This is a genomic window from Kangiella spongicola, assembly GCF_003194565.2.
GTDB lineage: Bacteria > Pseudomonadota > Gammaproteobacteria > Enterobacterales > Kangiellaceae > Kangiella > Kangiella spongicola.
In genome coordinates, this window is record NZ_QICH01000001.1 from 687,739 (window position 1) to 706,635 (window position 18,897).

The following is an 18,897-nucleotide window of genomic DNA, read 5'->3' on the forward strand; positions in this document are numbered from 1 at the left end:
ACGCATGTCCTATTTTGCTGATCTTAAAGACGTTCTTGAAACCTATCTAGAACCTGATCAAGTCTCAGATACGGAACGTGCTTATCAAGTCGCTGAGTGCGCACACGATGGACAGATGCGCTCCAGCGGCGATCCTTATATTACCCACCCCGTCGCCGCCGCTAATATTCTAGCGGAATTACATCTCGATCATCAGACTATCATGGCAGCTTTGATGCATGATGTGATCGAAGATTGTGACGTGACTAAACAAGATTTAACCGAGCAGTTTGGCGAAACCGTTGCCGATCTGGTCGAGGGCGTGAGTAAGCTGACGCTAATCGACTTCCAGTCGAAAGAACAAGCGCAAGCGGAAAACTTCCGCAAGATGATGATGGCGATGACGCAGGACATTCGCGTAATCCTCATTAAGTTGGCTGATCGCCTACACAATATGCAGACACTAGGCGCGTTACGTCCTGATAAGCGTCGCAGAATTGCCCGCGAAACCCTCGAAATCTATGCACCCATTGCAAACCGACTAGGTATTCACCGCATCAAGGAGCAGTTGGAGCTTTTAGGCTTCGCTAACATGTATCCGATGCGCTACCGAATTCTGAAAGAGTCGGTAAAGAAGGTTCGTGGTCACCGTAAAGAGGTCGTCGAGAAAGTCACTAAGCAACTTCGCGAGCGTTTAAAAGATACGGGCTTGAAATGCCAAGTCATTGGTCGCGAAAAGAGTTTATACAGCATTTATAAGAAAATGCGCGACAAAGTCGGCACATTCGCAGAAGTTATGGACATTTATGCCTTCCGCGTGATTACGGATTCAGAAGACTCTTGTTACCGCTCTCTTGGCCAAATCCACAATTTATTCAAACCCATCCCAGGTCGCTTCAAAGATTACATCGCCATTCCTAAAGCTAACGGTTATCAATCGTTGCATACGGTGTTGCGTAGTAAATCTGGCTTGCACCTTGAGGTACAGATTCGTACCAATCTTATGGATCAGATGGCGGAGAATGGTGTCGCCGCACACTGGCTATACAAAACCGGTAATTCAACTCATCACGCCGAAACCAAGGCGCGTGAATGGTTGCAAAGCTTGGTCGAGCTTCAACAAAACGTTGGCGATTCTATTGAGTTTATTGAAAACGTTAAGATTGACCTTTATCCAGACGAGGTTTACCTCTTCACGCCGAAGGGCAAAATTATTGAATTGCCGAAAGGCGCCACACCGGTTGACTTTGCCTATGCAATCCATACAGACGTCGGTAACACCTGTATCGCTTGTAAGATTGATAAGCAGTTTTCACCGTTGAGCACACCTTTAGTTAATGGCCGCACCGTCGAAATTATTACGGCACCAGGTTCACGCCCTAACCCCGCTTGGTTAAGCTATGCGGTTACTGGTAAGGCTCGAACCAATATTCGTAACTTCGTGAAGAATATGCGCCACGATGAAGCGGTGCATCTTGGCCGTCGCTTGCTAGAGCAGTCGCTGAAATTCTCTATTGAAGAAATTGATGAAGAAAAACGTCAGCAAATTACCGAGGTTACGCGCTACCCTAGCTTTGATGATCTCTTAGCCGGTATCGGTCTTGGCAAAATAGCGAGTGCTCTAGTCGCTCACCGCCTTACCAGCGACCAAGAAAAAACTGAAGAAGTGGCTAAGAAAGTGGAGTCTGATGAAGAGCGTTCACCGCTTGCAATTAAGGGCACCGAAGGCTTGGTCATTAAATATGCCCGCTGCTGCCAGCCAATTCCTGGCGATCCTATTATGGCGTACGTTAGCCCAGGTCGTGGTTTTAATATCCACCGTGATAACTGCCCGAACATACAGCGCGCGCACAAGCAAAATGACCACTATGTTCCCGTGGAATGGTCAGACGATTTAGAAGGCGACTTTACCACCGAGCTACGATTGCACGTCTTTAACCAGCGTGGCGTACTGGCTCAGGTGACCAACATTATCGCTAACCAAGAAGGTAACATTATCAACATCGATATTAATGAACTCGATGGTGACGTTAATATTCTGACCTTCCGTGTTGGTGTTAAAAATCGCGTTCACCTAGCTTCGATTATTAAAAAATTACGAGTGATACCTTTTGTGAATAAAGTGTATCGCTACCCAGATATACAACCTAAAGGGCATAAACGTGTCGAAAACAGTCGTTAATACTGATAAAGCGCCAGCCGCGATCGGTACCTATTCTCAAGCCGTTAAAACCGGTAACGTGGTTTACTTGTCAGGTCAGATTCCACTGGTTCCTGAAACTATGGAATTGGTTGAAAACTTCGATGAGCAGGTGCATCAGGTTTTCAAAAACCTGTCTGCTGTCTGTGAAGCTGCTGGCGGTTCATTAGATGAAATCTCAAAGCTCAATATCTTCATGCTCGATTTAGGCCATTTCGCCACTGTTAACGAGATTATGGCCCAGTATTTTACTGAGCCATACCCAGCGCGCGCCGCTATTGGTGTTAAAGAACTCCCGAAAGGCGCCCAGATCGAAATGGACGCTATCATGACTCTTGAGGACTGAGCGTTGCAGCACCCGAGTATGACTGCTGATGGGAAAACCCGTTACGACAAAATTATAGAGCTTCTATCCAATCGTCAGCCTGATCTAACGGTTTTTATGGATGAAGTTCATAAACCGCATAATCTAGCAGCTATTGTTCGCACCGCTGATGCGGTTGGTATTGGCCATGCTCATGCAGTCTTCCCTGAAGGCGTACGCTTTAGTAGTCACCATACTTCTAGTGGCAGTAAGCGCTGGGTTACTACGCACAAACACCCTGATTTAAAAACCGGTATCGCCGAAGTTAAGTCGCAAGGTATGCAAGTGTTAGCCGCCCATTTTTCCGATAAAGCCGTCGATTTCCGCAGCATTGATTACACCAAACCCACTTGCTTATTACTTGGCTCAGAGCTTGTAGGCGTCTCCGAAGAAGCCGCAGAACTGGCTGATGAGCACGTCATTATTCCAATGGTTGGCATGGTGCAATCGCTCAATGTTTCCGTCGCCGGGGCTTTGATTATGTATGAAGCACAACGCCAACGCGCAGAAGCGAATATGTATGGCGAACTCAAAGTGCCTCAAGAAGAAGTCGACTATATTCTTTTTAATGCGCTCCACCCCACCATTAAAAAATACTGCGACAAGCACAATATCCGCTACCCGCAGCTTGATGACCGTGGCAATATTGACGACCCAGAATGGGATCAGTTAAGACGTAAGATTTAAAGGAAAGAATAACAATAAGCAGACAAGGGATTATCTGCTTACGGCAATTAACACTACAGGGTGTAACCTCAAATGAAGAAGCTAAGCTTAACTGCGGCTTTCCTAGTAGTCGGCCTCATCAATACCTCGTGTGAAACAAGACCGGTTTTAGAAGGTGATACACTGCTGAAAAGCTCACTACAGATTGATAACTCTCTAAAGCAATGTATCTCTTTCGACTCGCACTCTATAAAGCAGGTTGAGAACACGAGACTAATTAAAGTTAACTATAGCACCAAACAGTCTATCGGCTATTGCGGCTGTAAATCAGCACTTGCTCAATATCGAGTATTTATCTCCAACCAAGAGTTATCGGCTGGCCTCATTGATTTCAGAGACAATGATAGTCTTAGCCTCACTTTATCTAATACTGACATCTTATTAACTGAAGCTCCTGTTACCGTTAGCTTTGCTTGCGCGCAGCCCCTATAGGTTCGTCATGAAGTTACTTTTATTTATACTGTTAAACTCTGCACTACTGCTTAACGCTGCTTGTGCATCAAACTGTAATTTCGATAACAATTATTTCACTGAGTCCACTTACTCTAAGCAGAGCTTTAAAAGCTCTAGTTGGCTTGAAGAGTCCAAAGAGCTAAAAGCCATCACACAGTCGAATGACTTACTTTCGGTAAAGCATTGGTCCTGCAACCACTTCGGGCTAACGGCTACATTACTGAGCACTTCGGTCAAACCTAGTACTGATTTAGTTGCAAGTAAAGTTTTGGAACTTGGTGGGATTGTGCTCGAAACTAATGATATTACCGCTTTAGATCAGATCATCAGAAGCTCCAAGCTTGTTTTATCAGAACAATCTCATGAGCTTCAGATTCCTAATACTCAACATCAACAGCTCAAGGTTAGCTACCAGTTTATTAACTAAAACCTCCTTATTGAGCTCACAGTTCTCGATAATTAACTCTGACTATATTTCCCCGCGCGCACTTAGCGTGCGGCTATCCATCAAAACTATTTCCCTCGCTTAACTTTGCTATTGTACTCGTTAACAGATAGTTACTTTTATCTAATTGCTCAGGCAGTTTCAATAAAGCTATACTGCATAAAATTATTAGCAAGGGATGCAGATGTCTGAAACTACAACGATTAAACCTATAAAGATCAATCCGACAACGAGCAGTGAGCGCTACCACGCTCTCGATCTGATTCGTGGCATAGCGGTGGCGGGTATTCTCATTATGAATATCTATGCTTTCGCTAATATCTATGCCTATTACGTTAACCCGATGGCCTTAGGCACACCCTCCGATATCGACCTTTATACTTGGGTTATGACGCATATTTTCGCGGATCAAAAATTTTATACGCTTTTCTCAATGCTTTTTGGTGCTGGAATAATGCTAATGGCGCAACGCGCTCAAGCTAATGGCTTGCCTAGCGCCGGCTTGCACTACAGGCGGATGCTGTGGTTACTCGCTATCGGCATCATACATGCCATATTTATTTGGTACGGCGATATTCTGGTCACTTATGCCATTACTGGGCTCTGGGTTTACCTTTTCGCACGAAGCACTGGTGCTTCGACTAAACTTATCGTTGGCGGTATTTTTATCGCTATTATGATTGGCCTTATGAGCTTGCTTGCCCTTTTTGTGGGGGATATGCCTGCAGAAGATTTGTCCGACATGATGGATATGTTTGCTCCCTCAGATGAATTCATTACGCAAGAAACCGCGGTATACACCAGTGATTATGCCTCACAACTTGACCACCGCACCGAGTTCTTTCTGGCTAACCTTCCGATGATGGCGCTATTCTTCGGACTCTTTCGAATCGGCGGCTCGATGTTACTCGGTATGGGGCTTTATCAGCTAGGTATTTTAACAGCTGAACGCAGTCGTTCTTTTTATATCAAATTGATGCTGTTCGGCTTTATCATCGGCTTTGGTATTACCGCCTACGATACTTACGCACTGCTAGAGTCTAATTTCAGCCTTAATACTTCAATGCTGTCGTTTATGTCGCTGAACAGCATGGGCGCTGTTTTCGTCGCTTTGGGTTATATTGCGTTGTTTTGTTTGTGGGTAAAGTCCAACAGATTCATTGCCTTTAGGAAACGCCTCGAAGCGGTTGGTCGCATGGCTTTCACCAACTACATTTCGCAAAGCATTATTTGTACCCTTATTTTTTACAGCCACGGCTTTGGTCTTTTTGGTCAGCTCGATCGCTACCAGTTAATGATCATTGTTGCCATTATTTTTATGGCACAACTACTATGGTCCCCTTGGTGGTTAGCGCGTTTCCAGTTCGGTCCCCTCGAATGGTTGTGGCGTAGCCTCAGTTACGGCCGTAAACAACCTTTTAGGAAAGTTTAATGCAGGATATTGATAGCCCTCTGATTCTCGACGTTCGTCCGCATAATCATTATTTAAGCGGACATCTTCCGGGGGCCGTGCATTTTAATCTTTTAGACGGGCCGGACTTATGGCACGAACTTCCGCCTAAGAACATTCCGCTGCACCTGTGTGTGTTAAAAGAGCAAGCTGAGACTGCGATTCAACTGCTAAACCAACACCGATATGACGTCGTTAAAGTAACGACTCATGAGGAATTGGCTAAGTTGGAACTCAACACGGGCGCTGGTAGCAATCGTTCTTGGCGCGGCAACCCTCTCTTGGAGCATCATGCAGATTTACTCAAGTGCACAATTGATTCTGAGCTAGAGAAACCTCTTGTTCTCGATATCGGCTGTGGCTCTGGTCGCGATAGTGTTTTGTTAGCCCAGCTTGGTTTCCGCGTTATTGCCATTGATAACCAAGCTAAAGCATTAGAGCGGCTCCAAATCTCTGCACAAAACTGGAATGTGGCGGTCACTCCTAAGTTGATGGACTGTAAAAACCAAATGGACGACACCATAGAGTTAATTATTCAGCAACAGCCTGCCCTTATCATGCAAAGTCGTTTTCTGCACAGGCCATTGCTTGATGTCTATAAAGAGTATTTACCCGTTAACAGTAAAGTGGCCATCCATACCTTTCTCGAAGGAGCTGCTGATTTCGGCAGCCCAAAAAATCCGGACTTTTTACTCAAAAACAATGAATTAGCGGAACGCTTCGCAGATTGGTCAGTCCTACTCGATCAAGTACACACACTTGATGACGGACGTCCTCTGTCTTTGTTCGTGGCACAAAAAGTAACGCTTTAAAGCGGTTGACTTGTCGCGCTTAGACCACGATCATAATAGACAGAGGCTATCAATTATGACACTAACAGAGTTTAAATATATTGTTGCAGTAGCGCGCGAACGTCATTTTGGACGTGCGGCTGAAGCATGTTTTGTCAGCCAACCGACACTCAGTGTTGGCGTAAAAAAATTAGAGCAACAGCTTGGTATTGCGATCTTTGAGCGTAGTAAATCTGACGTTCGCACTACGCCACAAGGTGAATTAGTGGTCGAGCAGGCACAGCGTATTCTTGAACAGGTCAGCCAGCTCAAGCAAATCGCTAAGGTTAATTCCGATCAGCTAGATGGCCCACTTAAAATTGGCGCCATTTTTACTATTGGTCCCTATTTATTTCCTTCACTGATTCCACAGTTGCGCGAATTAGCGCCGAAAATGCCACTGCATATTGATGAAGATTATACTCATAACTTGAGAACCAAACTGCGTAATGGCGAAGTAGATGCCATCATCGTAGCCTTACCATTCGTTGAGCCAGAAGTTGAAGTAGTCCCGCTTTATCAAGAAGAGTTCATTGCGCTACTTCCTGAAAAACATCCTTGGGTAAAACGCGAAACTTTAGCTATTTCGGATATTGCCGACGAAGTCATGATTATGCTTGGCGCGGGGCACTGCTTCCGCGATCAAGTGCTAGAAGCTTGTCCGCAATGCCGTGATAACAGCCTTAATCCGCAAAAAGATTGGATCACGGGTAGCTCAATCGAAACCATCAGACAGATGGTGGCGAGTGGTCTAGGTATTAGCGTCATTCCCAAATCGGCCGCCGATTTTCATAACGAAAAACTGGGCTTAGTGACGCGTGAATTTGATCAGCCTAAACCCAGCCGCCAAGTAGCGCTAGCTTACCGCCGAAGCTTCCCGCGTAAAAAGGCGCTAGAGCTTATTAAGCAGGGGCTAAATAATATTGAGGTTCCAGGAACTCGGCTGATTGAATAATGGCTATCTCTAAACTTGCTTCCGACATTAATCTCGCCAAACTGGACTGCACCAGCTTAAAAGGTGTTGGTCCAAAGCTTGCCGAGAAACTTGAACGTATTCATGTTCATAATGTTCTCGACTTATTGCTCCACCTGCCTAATCGCTACGAAGATAGGACGCAAATTAAAACTATCGCCAGTTTACAGGATGGTGATCGAGCCTTAATTAAAGTTCAGGTTGAGATGAGCCAGGTCAAATTTGGCAAGCGCCGTTCATTAGTTTGTCGTGCTAGCGATCAAACCGCCAGTATCGACTTTCGCTTTTTCTACTTTAACAAAAGCCAGCAACAACGCTTAGAAAAAGGTGCTGAGTTTTATGCCTTCGGCGAAGTTCGTCGCTTTGGTTATCAATACTCTATGGTTCACCCTGAATTAACGCCTGTAGATTCTACCAACGCTGCGCCTCTATTAGATAGCTTAACGCCGGTTTATCCGACAACTGATGGTCTACATCAAAACAGCCTGCGCCAGTTAACGCGACAAGCGGTTGAGCTACTGAAAAAGCACCCGATTGATAATCTATTACCACAAGCAGTCCAACAGCAATTTAAGTTGCCTGATATCAATAGCGCGTTATCCTGGATTCATAAGCCACCTAAAGACGCCAAGCCTGAGGCACTTCATAAGTTTAACTCCCCTTCGGCTAAGCAACTGATTTGTGAAGAATTAATCGCCCACCAGCTCAGCATGATTTTGCAACGCAATAAACAGCAGCAACAACTGGCTTTTGCCATGCAGGGCTCAGGTAAATTACAGCGCAAATTATTAGCACAACTCCCCTTTACTCCTACGGCAGCACAAACGCGAGTCAGCGCTGAAATCATTAAAGACTTAAGTTCCGACAAGCCGATGCTTCGATTATTACAGGGCGACGTAGGCGCCGGTAAAACCTTGGTTGCTGCTATGGCGGCGTTACAAGCTATTGAGGCAGGCTACCAAGTCGCGATTATGGCTCCTACTGAAATTCTAGCCGAGCAACATTACCTATCTTTTTCAGCTTGGATGCAAGAACTCGGAATTCACACCACATTTTTGGTGAGTAAGCTTCCTGCGAAAGAAAAGAAAGACGCTTTAGCCCAAATCGCTGAGGGGAAAAGCCAGCTTATTATTGGTACTCATGCCTTGTTCCAAAAAGAGGTTCGGTATCACAATTTAGGTTTCGCCATCATCGATGAACAGCACCGTTTTGGTGTAAACCAGCGATTAGCGCTGAAACAAAAGGCACCGGACGGCTATCAACTTCACCAACTGATGATGACAGCCACGCCAATTCCGCGAACGCTTTCGATGACGGTTTATGCCGATATGGATGTCTCAATTATCGATGAGTTGCCACCTGGACGAACGCCGGTACAAACTGTGGCGCTATCCGATCAAAGGCGCGAGCAAGTTATCCAACGAATTGCCACCGCTTGTCAGCAAGAAAATCGCCAGGTCTATTGGGTCTGTACGCTGATTGATGAGTCGGAAGAGGTGCAATGCCAGGCCGCCGAAACTACCGCTAACCAGCTTTCCGAACAACTACCTAACTTAAAAGTTGGTTTAGTCCACGGGCGCCTAAAAAGCGAGCAAAAACAAATGGTGATGGACAAGTTCAAGCAAAACGAGCTCGATATTTTGGTCGCTACTACCGTGATAGAAGTTGGCGTGGACGTTCCTAATGCTAGCTTAATGATTATCGAAAACCCGGAGCGCTTAGGTTTATCACAACTTCACCAACTGCGTGGGCGTGTCGGTCGTGGCTCCGTAGAAAGTCACTGTGTATTACTGTATCAACAACCTTTATCTAATAATGCCAAAGCTCGGATTCAGGTCATGCGCGATACTAATGATGGCTTTGTGATTGCAGAAGAAGATCTTAAATTGCGTGGCCCGGGGGAATTACTGGGTACGCGTCAAACTGGTGACGTCGGATTACGTTTTGCAGATTTAGTGCGCGACGCCGAGCTTGTTGAAGAGCTTCAACAAATCGCCAAGCAGCTAGCGCATGAGTCACCACAAGTAGCCGAAAAGATTAGTCAACGCTGGCTTGGCTCACGCCAAGAGTTTGCTGACGTTTAGTAACTATCACCTTTAACCATCCTAACTGTTTGCCCCTCTCAATGCCGTAATTGCGAGGGAGTTGCGTGAGCGTGGTAATCTCCGCTAAAAGACTGTGTCATCAAATACTAACTCCAGTCTTGCTTTGCAGACTTCTGGACCTTTGAAATACCGCATCAGGCTGTGCTTTTACAACATACCACTGACTTCTAAAGCACGCTAGTTATGGGATTTACAGCACTTTTATGTTAAAGTTGCGCCTTAATTAAGACATCCATTAACGATGAGGATTCAGGAATGAAAGAGCCTGTTCGCGTTACGGTAACCGGAGCAGCCGGTCAAATTTGTTATTCTTTACTTTTCCGCATTGCCAGCGGTGAAATGCTAGGCAAAGATCAACCAGTTATTTTAAACCTATTAGAAATCACTCCAGCACTAAAAGTCTGCGAAGCGGTAGCTATGGAGCTAAACGACTGCGCATTCCCACTAGTGAAAGACGTGGTTGTAACTGACGATCCGGCAGTTGCTTTCAAAGATTCTAAGATCGGCTTGATGGTTGGCGCTAAGCCTCGCGGCCCAGGCATGGAGCGTAAAGACCTTATCGCTGATAACGGCAAAATTTTCAGTTCACTTGGCAAAGTGATCGATGAAGTTGCTGATAAGAACATCCGCATCTGTGTTGTTGGTAACCCAGCAAACACTAACGCTTATATCTTGGCTGCGAACGCACCAAGCATTAACCAGCGTAACATCACGGCTCTAACACGTCTTGACCATAACCGCGCAATCTATCAGCTAGCTGAAAAGTCTGGTACTGATATTGCAGCTGTTAAGAAAATGACAATCTGGGGTAACCACTCAGTAACTCAGGTTCCAGACATCACTTTCACGCAAATCAACGGCTCAAATGCTGCCGACATGGTTGACGCGACTTGGGCTAAAGAAGAGTTTATCCCAACAGTTGCTAAGCGTGGCGCAGCAGTAATCGCAGCTCGTGGTGCATCTTCAGCAGCATCAGCAGCTAACGCGATTCTTGATCACATGCGTGATTGGGTCCTAGGTTCTGAGTCTGACGATTGGGTTTCTATGGCAGTTCCTTCAGACGGCAGCTATGGCGTCGAAAAAGGTCTTATCTACTCTTACCCAGTAGTTTGCAAAGACGGCGATTATGAAATCGTTCAAGAACTAGAAGTATCTGATTTCATCAAAGGTAAAATGGTTGAATCAGAAACTGAACTTAAAGAAGAACGCGATACAGTAGCAGACTTACTGTAAGTACTTTCTTTTTATTAAAAGCCAGCGTATCGTAAGGTATGCTGGTTTTTTTGTTTAGTACTTTCCCATGATTATTACCCAAACCGAGCGTTTAACCATTCGTTATATAGAAGACAAAGATGCCTCTTTCTTGTTAGATCTTTATAACCAACCAGCTTTTCTAGAGAATATTGGCGATCGTGGCGTTCACGACCTAGGTAGCGCACAAGAATTTATCAAGAGCATTCGACAGCGCTATGAAAAGTTCGGATTCTGGTTGTATCTACTCGAAGAAACCTCTACCGGCCAACCTGTTGGCGTTAATGGTTTACTACAGCGCGACTTCCTCGATTCACCAGATATCGGCTTTGGTATCGACCAAAAGCATTGGCGCAAAGGCTATGCTTATGAATCAAGCCAAGCAATAATCAAGCATGCTCGTGAGTTGAGCCATGAAAAGTTACTCGCCATCACCAGCCCGAAAAACGCAAACTCGATAAATCTGCTCTTAAAACTCGGCTTCGACTTTTCAAAGTGTGACGATTTAGAAGGTCGTGGAGAGCTAGTTAACCTGTATGAAATCAAGCTGTTACAATAATTTCCATTGATTTTATACGGACACACTTACTAACATTTACGCACCGTTTGTTGCGACTTGTTACTACTCTTACACACGTTTCTGGTATTAAATAAAAGTATGACTCTTTTAGAACCAATCCATTAAGGAAAACTTGATGTCACTATTACTAAATATTCTTTGGCTTATCTTTGGCGGCTTTTTCGTTTCGATGGGCTATATCGCAGGTGGTATCGCTTTGTGTTTCACCATTATCGGGATTCCATGGGGTGTACAATGCTTTAAGCTTGCTATCTTTGCCCTATTCCCTTTCGGACAAGATACGCGTATGGCCGAGCGTCCTGCCACTCAGGACTTAATCAACGTCATCTTAAATATTATATGGCTAATCTTTGGCGGGATCTGGATTATGATTAACCACCTGTTTTGGGGTGTGGTGCTGTGTATTACCATTATCGGTATACCTTTCGGCATACAGCACTTTAAAATGGTTAAGATTGCCATTTGGCCATTCGGTAGAGAAATCTACGGCCTCAGAAATGGTGAGCGTTTGTTTTAAAACATACACCTGCTAGCTAGGCAGCTTATTAAGCTGCCTAGCCAATTAATTGTCTTTTCTTTACTACAGCCAATGTTAAGCGCGAAATACAGCTAAGTTTATTATTCGAATCGTACAGCTTAATTTCCCAAACCTGTGACTTACTGCCTGCATGAACCTGCTCGGCACGGCCTCGAACGACACCTGAGCGAACACCTCGCAGATGATTACCGTTTACTTCTTGGCCAACACAAATGTACTTTTCGGGATCAATGGTTAGCATACCACCAATCGAGCCTAGTGTTTCCGCTAGTACAATATTCGCACCGCCGTGGACTAAGCCATAGGGCTGGAACGTTCGGTGATCTGCAGGCATGGTGCCTTCTAAATAATCATCACCAACTTCTGTTACTTCGATCCCTATGTGTTCTAAAAGCGTTCCCTTGCTCCAACTATTTATTTCTTCTAAATCAGGCTCGTTAAACCAAATACTCAAAACTTTCTCCACGTTCGATTAATTTTTTATGTGCCCTTAAAAAAAGTTCTAGCCGCCAACTCGCTGTAACTCCACAAACTGATAGTAATATTTATTCTTTTCATCAGGTTGATGTTTTTCGCGTGAGACTTCTCGCCACTCATGATGCGTCCAGTCAGGGAATCGTGCGTCGCCGTCCACGTCGAGATCAATAAAGGTGAGGTAGAGCTTATCGGCTTGGTCGATCATTTGTCCGTAAATATTAGCGCCGCCGATAATCATTATTTCGTCTTCACTCTTCTCTAATTCAAGAGCTATTTCAAGAGCAGCATCGAGACTGGTCACGACCTCGCAGTGCTCGTTATGGAAGTCTGATCGATAATCAGGATTTCGGCTGATAATAATATTTTTACGGCCAGGCAATACCATGCCAATCGACTCATGGGTTTTGCGCCCCATGATGACTGGCTTGCCTAGAGTAACGGCTTTAAAGTGCTTTAAATCAGCGGGCAGATGCCACGGCATTTGGTTGTCTTTGCCAATGACTCGATCGTTCGCCATGGCGACGATTAAGCTGATAATTGGCTTCTTCTTTTCATCAAGAAACTTCGCCATATTACACCGCCACAGGTGCTTTAATGTGTGGATGGCTTTCGTAACCAACGATTTCAAAGTCTTCGAAGTCGTAATCAAACAATGAGTCAGGCTTACGTTTTATGTTGAGCTTTGGTAAAGGTAAAGGCTCACGCGATAACTGTTCTTTGGCTTGCTCAAAATGATTGCTATATAAATGTGTATCGCCGCCAGTCCAAATAAATTCACCGACGTCTAGGCCAGCTTGCTCCGCCATCATGTGCGTTAATAGCGCATAAGAAGCAATGTTAAACGGCACGCCTAGGAAGATATCTGCACTGCGCTGATAGAGCTGGCACGATAATTTGCCGTTAGCAACGTAAAACTGGAATAACGAATGGCATGGCGGTAGCGCCATTTCGTCGGCAACGCCTGGATTGTAAGCGACCACCATAAGGCGTCGGCTGTTTGGGTTGCTCTTAATTTGTTCAAGAACATTACTGATTTGGTCGATAGTCGTGCCGTCTGGCTTTTTCCAAGAACGCCATTGTTCACCATAGACAGGGCCAAGATCACCATTCTCATCAGCCCATTCGTCCCAAATCTTAACACCGTTGTCTTTTAGATATTTGATATTGGTATCGCCGTTTAGGAACCATAGCAATTCATATATGATCGAGCGTAGATGTAGCTTCTTGGTTGTGACAAGCGGAAAGCCTTGTTGGAGGTCAAATCGCATCTGGTAGCCAAACACGCTACGAGTACCTGTTCCTGTTCTGTCGCCTTTATCTTCGCCATTTTCAAGTACATGGCGCATCATGTCTAAGTATTGTTTCATAAGATCCGCTTCATCATTAATTGTTCACAATGCCAGTCTACAACTCATAAGATCCTGAATCCAGTTCAGGGTGGCAGCCCTTAAATGTTCCCAGCCCTGTCTGCACTAAGCTGTTTGAGGTTTCTTGTAGGCTTTAACCAACAGATACACACCAATCGCAATCATCGGGATGCAAAGAACCTGCCCCATGGTTAGCCAGGATATCACTTTGCCCAAGTGGGCATCTGGTTCACGGAAGAACTCAACGCCGAAACGGAACACTCCGTAACCAATTAAAAATACTGAGAAAACTGCTTTTCTTGGTCTTGGTTTTGCCGAGTAGAACCAGACAATTAAAAATAGAATTAAACCTTCAAAGATCGCCTGGTAAAGCTGAGATGGATGACGCAACAATCCAGCTGGATCTTGCGGAAAGCGTATCGCTAAGAAGTAGTCTGCAGATGCTTCACGCCCCCATAGCTCACCGTTGATAAAATTACCAATTCGACCAAACATCAAGCCTAACGGAACTAGTGGCACCATAAAGTCTGCCACATCGAAAAAGGCCTTTTTGTTTTTACGCGAGAAATACCATCCGGCAGCGAGAACACCGAGTAAGCCGCCATGGAACGACATGCCGCCTTCCCAAATTTTAAAGATATAGAGTGCATCTTTAGCCCAGAATTCGAGTCCATAGAAGAACACATAACCCAATCGACCACCAACAATGACGCCGATAAAACCATAAAACAAAAAGTCGGACACTTGCTCAGGTGTCCAGCCGGAATTTGGCTGTTTCGCTCGATAAGTTCCCAGGCCCCAGGCCGCTAAAAAGCCCAGCAAGTACATAAAGCCATACCAATGCAATGCAACAGGGCCGATTTCAAACATTACTGGGTCAATTCTTGGAAAATCCATAAAAATCTCTTTAACTATTATTTGTCTTTATTGTTAATGGGTTATAGGTGTTCAATGATAATTTTTATTGCAACTATGATCAGCAACACACCAAAAATACGCTTAATCACTTTGGTCGGTAATTTGTGCGCTAAATATGCGCCTACGGGAGCTGTGAGCATCGAGCCAATGGCTATCGCAACCATCGCCGGCCAATAGACAAAACCAACATGGTTTGCTGGTAAGGAGGTCGCGCCCCAACCTGTGACAATATACCCGACTGTAGCGGTCAGTGCCAATGGAAGTCCGCAGGCAGCCGCCGTACCAATGGCCACCACCAGCTTCTCTTTGTGATACAACAAATAGGGAACTACGAGGCTTCCACCGCCGACGCCCACCAGCGACGAAATAGCGCCCATGGTAATGCCTGCGGGTAAACGCTGTTGGCCAACTACTTTCTCACCTTTGGCCTGCGGGTTCGCGCCTGATAACAGCTTAATACCAATAAGTATGGCAAAAATACTGAATACCCACGCGAGCCATTCGGTTGCCATGTATTTGGCGATAATAGTGCCGAGAAAAGCACCTATGGCTATGCCTGGGATTAATACTTTCAGCAATGATGTGCTGACCGAACCACGACGGTAGTGCGAACGCGCAGAAGATATGGCTATAAAGCAAATCGTCGCCATCGAGGTACCCAGCGCGACATGCATAATGTGCTCTTGAGGTACGCCGAGTTGAGGCGCTAGCCAAATCATGGCAGGCACTATGACCATGCCCCCGCCAATGCCCAACAAACCAGCGAGCACGCCGTTAAAAAGTCCTAAGGCAACAAAGGCAATAAGCCAATAAATTAATGAATCCAAAACTTAAACTGTATTTTAGGATGTAGGCAGATTATGGCATAAATCATGTAAAATATCGGTCATAATTTTTATCTCTGCGCTAAAATTGGCTGTTCTTCATAGCCTACGAGTTTGAGCTCTTTATGATTTTTTCTTGCTGGGCTATGATGGTTTCTAATACTCAGCAATTCAGATTATTATGCGCCGATTTAGCGAAGCCTGTGAACGTAATCAGGGTCCCATCTTAGATGTTATTAAACCTTACTTGACACACGCGGAAGAAGTGCTTGAAGTCGGTTCTGGTACAGGGCAGCATGCTGTTTGGTTTGCTGGAGCCATGCCACACCTTACATGGCATACTTCTGACTTGCGTGAAAATCATGGTTCCATAATCGCTTGGCTTGAAGCTAGCGAACTGCCTAATATTCGCAAGCCTCGCACCTTAAACGTTGGCCAACGTATCTGGCCAGTGAGTCAGGTCGATGCGATTTTCACCGCCAACACCTGCCACATCATGTCATGGGATCGTGTTAAAGACTTATTTTCTGGCGCAAACCGAGTCGTTAAGCCTGGTGGCTATCTGTTGATTTATGGCCCGTTTAACGTAAACGGTAACTTTACCTCTGATTCCAATGAGGAGTTCGATAAGTTCCTTAAAGAGCAGGATCCAGAAAGCGGTATTCGTGATTATGAGGATATGAACAGCGCTGCTAGATACAATGGATTTCAGCTCGTCGAGCGTCACGAGATGCCTGCCAACAACATGCTGCTAGCTTATCAGAAGAGTTCAAGCTTTTAACTTCGTGACTACTATCACAAACACCCTACTCTGGTTCGCAAAAAAAGCATAATAATTCTATAATTTATCTAAAATAACTGATAAGGAAGCGTTATGCTGTGTATTTTCGAAGGAATTATTAATAACCCCAAAGTCAAAACTAATCTCATCCCCAACATTGAACATGGAGCGCTAGCGAAAGTAAATGCCTTGGTGCTTCACCGAACATCTGCTGGAACAGCTGATTCAACATTGCACGCATGGAAATCCAAGAAGTCAGGGGCTCATTTCCTGATTGACAAAACAGGGGCTATCCACCAAACCGCATCACTTAAAAAGCAGTGCTGGCATATTGGACTACTTCAATCTAGATGCAGATTAGAAAGTTCATGCTCTACCGAGGATGCAGAATTCATTAAGAAAACACTTCATGGCTCTGGTAGCTGGGGAAGCAAATTTAAAAAAGTTTACCACAACGAAAAAAGAAAAATTATCCTGACCGATACCCTTTAAATAGCGACTCTATCGGTATCGAGCTTGTTGGCGCTTACTTAGGAGGTTCAAGTGACAAAGGCCCTTTTGAAGCATTAAAAGAGCCACAAGGAAAAAGTCTGCTTTGGCTTATCACAGAGCTACTTTCTCACTACAATCTATCGTTTGAAAAAGACATCTACGCCCATGGCAGTATTGCGAGAAAGAAAGTTAATGAAGGTGTCGGCGCTTTTGAATGGTTAAAGGAAAGCTACAATGAAAATTAATCTAATTTTAGGCCTTAGTGTCATATTTATAACAACAAGTTGCTCTAATCAAAAGCAGAGCATCACGGAAGAATACTCTAATATTAAAATTTTGGAGCAAGGACAAAGTCTTGATGACGATGAAGTTATCACGAGCGCATGCAAGGAGTTCACCATGAGCAAAGATTCTGTTAGTAAATTTTTTAGTCAGTCTAAGACTATATCCCAAATCGAGCTTCATAATCAGTACGATATTCTTCCTTGCTACTCCACTGGCACATTAAACTTTAACTCTAAGCTCTATAATTGGCGAATTCGAGTGGGTGGAACAGGCGTATTAAGTACTGATAAAGAAACTATCAATAAAGCCTGCTCTAAAGTAGCATGCTCTAATATCCCCAACCTGCATTAAAAAAAGAGCAGCTGATTAGCTGCTCTCTGACTCTTTATTTGCATTATTAGAACGGTAAGGATGGCGCGGCCTGCGACGACGATTGCCCTGGCGTTGTTGATTACCATTTGAATCGTTACTCGAGTGCTGCTCCGCTTTGCTCTGCTTTGCATGGCGTGTAGGGTTATGTTTCTTCTGTTTCTTTTCAGGCCGATGGCTGGATTTACCCTGCATCTGAAAGCGAAACATTGGTCCCATGAGTTCCGACAATGCCGAACGGTACACGTCTCGTTTAAAATTAACGACGTTCCTTACTGGGTACCAATAGTTAACCCAAATAAACCCATCAAACTCAGGATGGTCAGTCGCTGCAAAATCAATCTTACTTTCGTCACTCACCAGCTGTAACAAGAACCACTTTTGCTTTTGGCCAACACACAGTGGTTGGGAGTTCTGGCGAATCAAACGTTGCGGCAATCGGTACTTGTACCAGTGCTGCGTACTCCCTAGAATACGGACATCATCTTTTTCAAGGCCGACTTCTTCGTATAGTTCTCGGTACATTGTCTGCTCTGCACTTTCGCCCGGGTGCACGCCCCCTTGCGGGAACTGCCACGATGTCTGTCCATAACGGCGTGTCCAGAGTAACTGGCCTTGTTTGTTACAAATGATGATGCCGACGTTGGCCCTAAAGCCGTCTGCGTCGATCATCTATTCATCCAATATCATAAAACTTTGGTATCATTGTTCCACATACGGTAGCTTTCGACAATAACAAATTATGCAGTACGAATCCCCACAAGCCTTACTAGACTATGCTCAGAGCTTCGCCGGCTTCACCTTGGGCGAGCTTTGTGAACGTTATAAGGAGCAAGTTCCGCAACAATTACTGCACAAAAAAGGCTGGGTAGGACAATTTTTAGAGATGATTTTAGGGGCGACTTCTGGCTCTTTGGCCCAACCAGACTTTCCCGAGCTTGGTGTGGAGCTAAAAACACTGCCGATTGATGAACAGGGACGCCCCTTAGAGTCAACCTATGTCAGCGTTGTCCCCTTAATGAATATCCATGGCTTACGCTGGGAAAACTCTGTAGTGCGCCATAAATTATTGCAGGTGCTGTGGATTCCGATCGTAGCCAGTCGCGAGATTCCGATTGAAGATAGACAAATAGCTATGCCCTTCCTGTGGCAACCCACCCCTGAAGAAGAGCAAACTTTTAAGCAGGATTTTGAAGATGTTTTGGATCAGGTTGCTATGGGTAGAATTGAACAATTAGATGCGAGGCTTGGTGACATATTACAAGTTCGCCCCAAAGCCGCAAACTCAAAAGCTCTTACCGACGCTATAGGGCCTGATGGAGCCACTATCAAGACTCTGCCCAGAGGATTTTATCTACGACCGCAGTTTACCAAGCGATGCTTACAGCAGCAGTTTGATTTATTATAACTTTTGACGCGCAACATCGTAAGCTAACTTTCTTTGTAGCCAGACTTTGTATTACTTTTTTACCTTTGTCTAAAAAAAATAA

At 44.9% G+C, this 18,897-nt stretch carries 22 protein-coding genes and 1 pseudogene; 17 read left to right on the plus strand and 6 right to left on the minus strand.

Annotated features, from left to right (window positions below):
* Window positions 1-4: 4 nt before the first annotated feature.
* From spoT to DL796_RS03115, 12 genes are all read left to right on the plus strand, one after another.
* Window positions 5-2,161, plus strand: coding sequence for a bifunctional GTP diphosphokinase/guanosine-3',5'-bis pyrophosphate 3'-pyrophosphohydrolase (spoT, locus tag DL796_RS03060; protein WP_170114201.1), 2,157 nt, complete (start codon window positions 5-7; stop codon window positions 2,159-2,161).
* Window positions 2,142-2,525 (plus strand): RidA family protein, encoded by a 384-nt coding sequence (locus tag DL796_RS03065; protein WP_110199864.1) that lies wholly within the window; start codon window positions 2,142-2,144, stop codon window positions 2,523-2,525. The genes spoT and DL796_RS03065 overlap by 20 nt, the downstream gene beginning before the upstream one ends.
* A gap of 18 nt (window positions 2,526-2,543) precedes the next feature.
* Window positions 2,544-3,230 carry a tRNA (guanosine(18)-2'-O)-methyltransferase TrmH gene (gene trmH, locus DL796_RS03070; RefSeq protein ID WP_110199866.1) on the plus strand — a complete coding sequence of 229 codons (687 nt, stop codon included), beginning with the start codon at window positions 2,544-2,546 and terminating at the stop codon, window positions 3,228-3,230.
* Window positions 3,231-3,302: 72 nt separating this feature from the next.
* The gene (locus DL796_RS03075; protein ID WP_110199868.1) at window positions 3,303-3,701 is read left to right on the plus strand and encodes a DUF2195 family protein; all 399 of its coding nucleotides are present in this window, start codon (window positions 3,303-3,305) and stop codon (window positions 3,699-3,701) included.
* 7 nt (window positions 3,702-3,708) lie between these two features.
* A complete protein-coding gene (locus DL796_RS03080; RefSeq protein ID WP_110199870.1) occupies window positions 3,709-4,149 on the plus strand; it encodes a hypothetical protein in 441 nt (146 codons plus the stop codon).
* 202 nt (window positions 4,150-4,351) lie between these two features.
* Window positions 4,352-5,599: a DUF418 domain-containing protein gene (locus DL796_RS03085; protein ID WP_110199872.1), complete on the plus strand. Its 1,248-nt coding sequence runs from the start codon at window positions 4,352-4,354 to the stop codon at window positions 5,597-5,599.
* Window positions 5,599-6,429 carry a methyltransferase domain-containing protein gene (locus DL796_RS03090; protein WP_110200704.1) on the plus strand — a complete coding sequence of 277 codons (831 nt, stop codon included), beginning with the start codon at window positions 5,599-5,601 and terminating at the stop codon, window positions 6,427-6,429. Before DL796_RS03085 ends, DL796_RS03090 begins: the two co-directional genes overlap by 1 nt.
* 55 nt (window positions 6,430-6,484) lie before the next feature.
* Window positions 6,485-7,402, plus strand: coding sequence for a hydrogen peroxide-inducible genes activator (locus DL796_RS03095; RefSeq protein WP_110199874.1), 918 nt, complete (start codon window positions 6,485-6,487; stop codon window positions 7,400-7,402).
* Entirely contained in the window at window positions 7,402-9,504 is a 2,103-nt protein-coding gene (recG, locus tag DL796_RS03100) for an ATP-dependent DNA helicase RecG (protein ID WP_110199876.1), read from the plus strand. The genes DL796_RS03095 and recG overlap by 1 nt, the downstream gene beginning before the upstream one ends.
* A gap of 276 nt (window positions 9,505-9,780) precedes the next feature.
* On the plus strand, window positions 9,781-10,758 hold the full coding sequence (locus DL796_RS03105) for a malate dehydrogenase (RefSeq protein ID WP_110199878.1): 978 nt from the start codon (window positions 9,781-9,783) through the stop codon (window positions 10,756-10,758).
* Between the two features lie 67 nt (window positions 10,759-10,825).
* Complete coding sequence (locus tag DL796_RS03110; RefSeq protein WP_110199880.1) at window positions 10,826-11,335, plus strand: GNAT family N-acetyltransferase; 510 nt, start codon at window positions 10,826-10,828, stop codon at window positions 11,333-11,335.
* Between the two features lie 136 nt (window positions 11,336-11,471).
* Window positions 11,472-11,873 carry a YccF domain-containing protein gene (locus tag DL796_RS03115; RefSeq protein ID WP_110199882.1) on the plus strand — a complete coding sequence of 134 codons (402 nt, stop codon included), beginning with the start codon at window positions 11,472-11,474 and terminating at the stop codon, window positions 11,871-11,873.
* A gap of 37 nt (window positions 11,874-11,910) precedes the next feature.
* Here DL796_RS03115 and DL796_RS03120 read toward each other — a convergent pair whose 3' ends face one another.
* From DL796_RS03120 to DL796_RS03140, 5 genes are all read right to left on the minus strand, one after another.
* On the minus strand, window positions 11,911-12,348 hold the full coding sequence (locus DL796_RS03120; RefSeq protein ID WP_110199883.1) for a hotdog fold thioesterase: 438 nt from the start codon (window positions 12,346-12,348) through the stop codon (window positions 11,911-11,913).
* Between the two features lie 48 nt (window positions 12,349-12,396).
* Window positions 12,397-12,942: a type 3 dihydrofolate reductase gene (gene folA / locus DL796_RS03125; protein WP_110199885.1), complete on the minus strand. Its 546-nt coding sequence runs from the start codon at window positions 12,940-12,942 to the stop codon at window positions 12,397-12,399.
* Between the two features lies 1 nt (window position 12,943).
* Window positions 12,944-13,738, minus strand: coding sequence for a thymidylate synthase (locus DL796_RS03130; RefSeq protein WP_110199887.1), 795 nt, complete (start codon window positions 13,736-13,738; stop codon window positions 12,944-12,946).
* A 105-nt stretch (window positions 13,739-13,843) separates the two neighbouring features.
* Window positions 13,844-14,635 carry a prolipoprotein diacylglyceryl transferase gene (lgt, locus tag DL796_RS03135; protein WP_110199889.1) on the minus strand — a complete coding sequence of 264 codons (792 nt, stop codon included), beginning with the start codon at window positions 14,633-14,635 and terminating at the stop codon, window positions 13,844-13,846.
* A gap of 41 nt (window positions 14,636-14,676) precedes the next feature.
* Window positions 14,677-15,483 (minus strand): sulfite exporter TauE/SafE family protein, encoded by an 807-nt coding sequence (locus DL796_RS03140; protein WP_110199891.1) that lies wholly within the window; start codon window positions 15,481-15,483, stop codon window positions 14,677-14,679.
* A gap of 178 nt (window positions 15,484-15,661) precedes the next feature.
* Here DL796_RS03140 and DL796_RS03145 point away from each other — a divergent pair, with 178 nt between their 5' ends.
* The 4 genes from DL796_RS03145 (at window position 15,662) to DL796_RS03160 (ending at window position 17,389) form a co-directional block, all read left to right on the plus strand.
* Window positions 15,662-16,261: a DUF938 domain-containing protein gene (locus DL796_RS03145; protein ID WP_110199893.1), complete on the plus strand. Its 600-nt coding sequence runs from the start codon at window positions 15,662-15,664 to the stop codon at window positions 16,259-16,261.
* A 93-nt stretch (window positions 16,262-16,354) separates the two neighbouring features.
* Complete coding sequence (locus DL796_RS03150; RefSeq protein WP_196597944.1) at window positions 16,355-16,753, plus strand: N-acetylmuramoyl-L-alanine amidase; 399 nt, start codon at window positions 16,355-16,357, stop codon at window positions 16,751-16,753.
* Between the two features lie 17 nt (window positions 16,754-16,770).
* Window positions 16,771-16,998, plus strand: coding sequence for a peptidoglycan recognition protein family protein (locus tag DL796_RS11825; protein ID WP_227592987.1), 228 nt, complete (start codon window positions 16,771-16,773; stop codon window positions 16,996-16,998).
* Window positions 16,988-17,389, plus strand: a complete 402-nt coding sequence (locus DL796_RS03160; RefSeq protein WP_110199895.1) for a hypothetical protein — start codon at window positions 16,988-16,990, stop codon at window positions 17,387-17,389. Before DL796_RS11825 ends, DL796_RS03160 begins: the two co-directional genes overlap by 11 nt.
* 213 nt (window positions 17,390-17,602) lie before the next feature.
* On the opposite strand, the pseudogene rppH reads toward DL796_RS03160, so the two are convergent.
* Window positions 17,603-18,079 (minus strand): annotated as a pseudogene (gene rppH, locus DL796_RS03165) (RNA pyrophosphohydrolase); the annotation flags it as partial.
* 70 nt (window positions 18,080-18,149) lie between these two features.
* On the opposite strand from rppH, the gene mutH reads away from it, so the two are divergent.
* Window positions 18,150-18,815 carry a DNA mismatch repair endonuclease MutH gene (gene mutH / locus DL796_RS03170; RefSeq protein WP_110199899.1) on the plus strand — a complete coding sequence of 222 codons (666 nt, stop codon included), beginning with the start codon at window positions 18,150-18,152 and terminating at the stop codon, window positions 18,813-18,815.
* The last annotated feature ends 82 nt before the right edge of the window (window positions 18,816-18,897 follow it).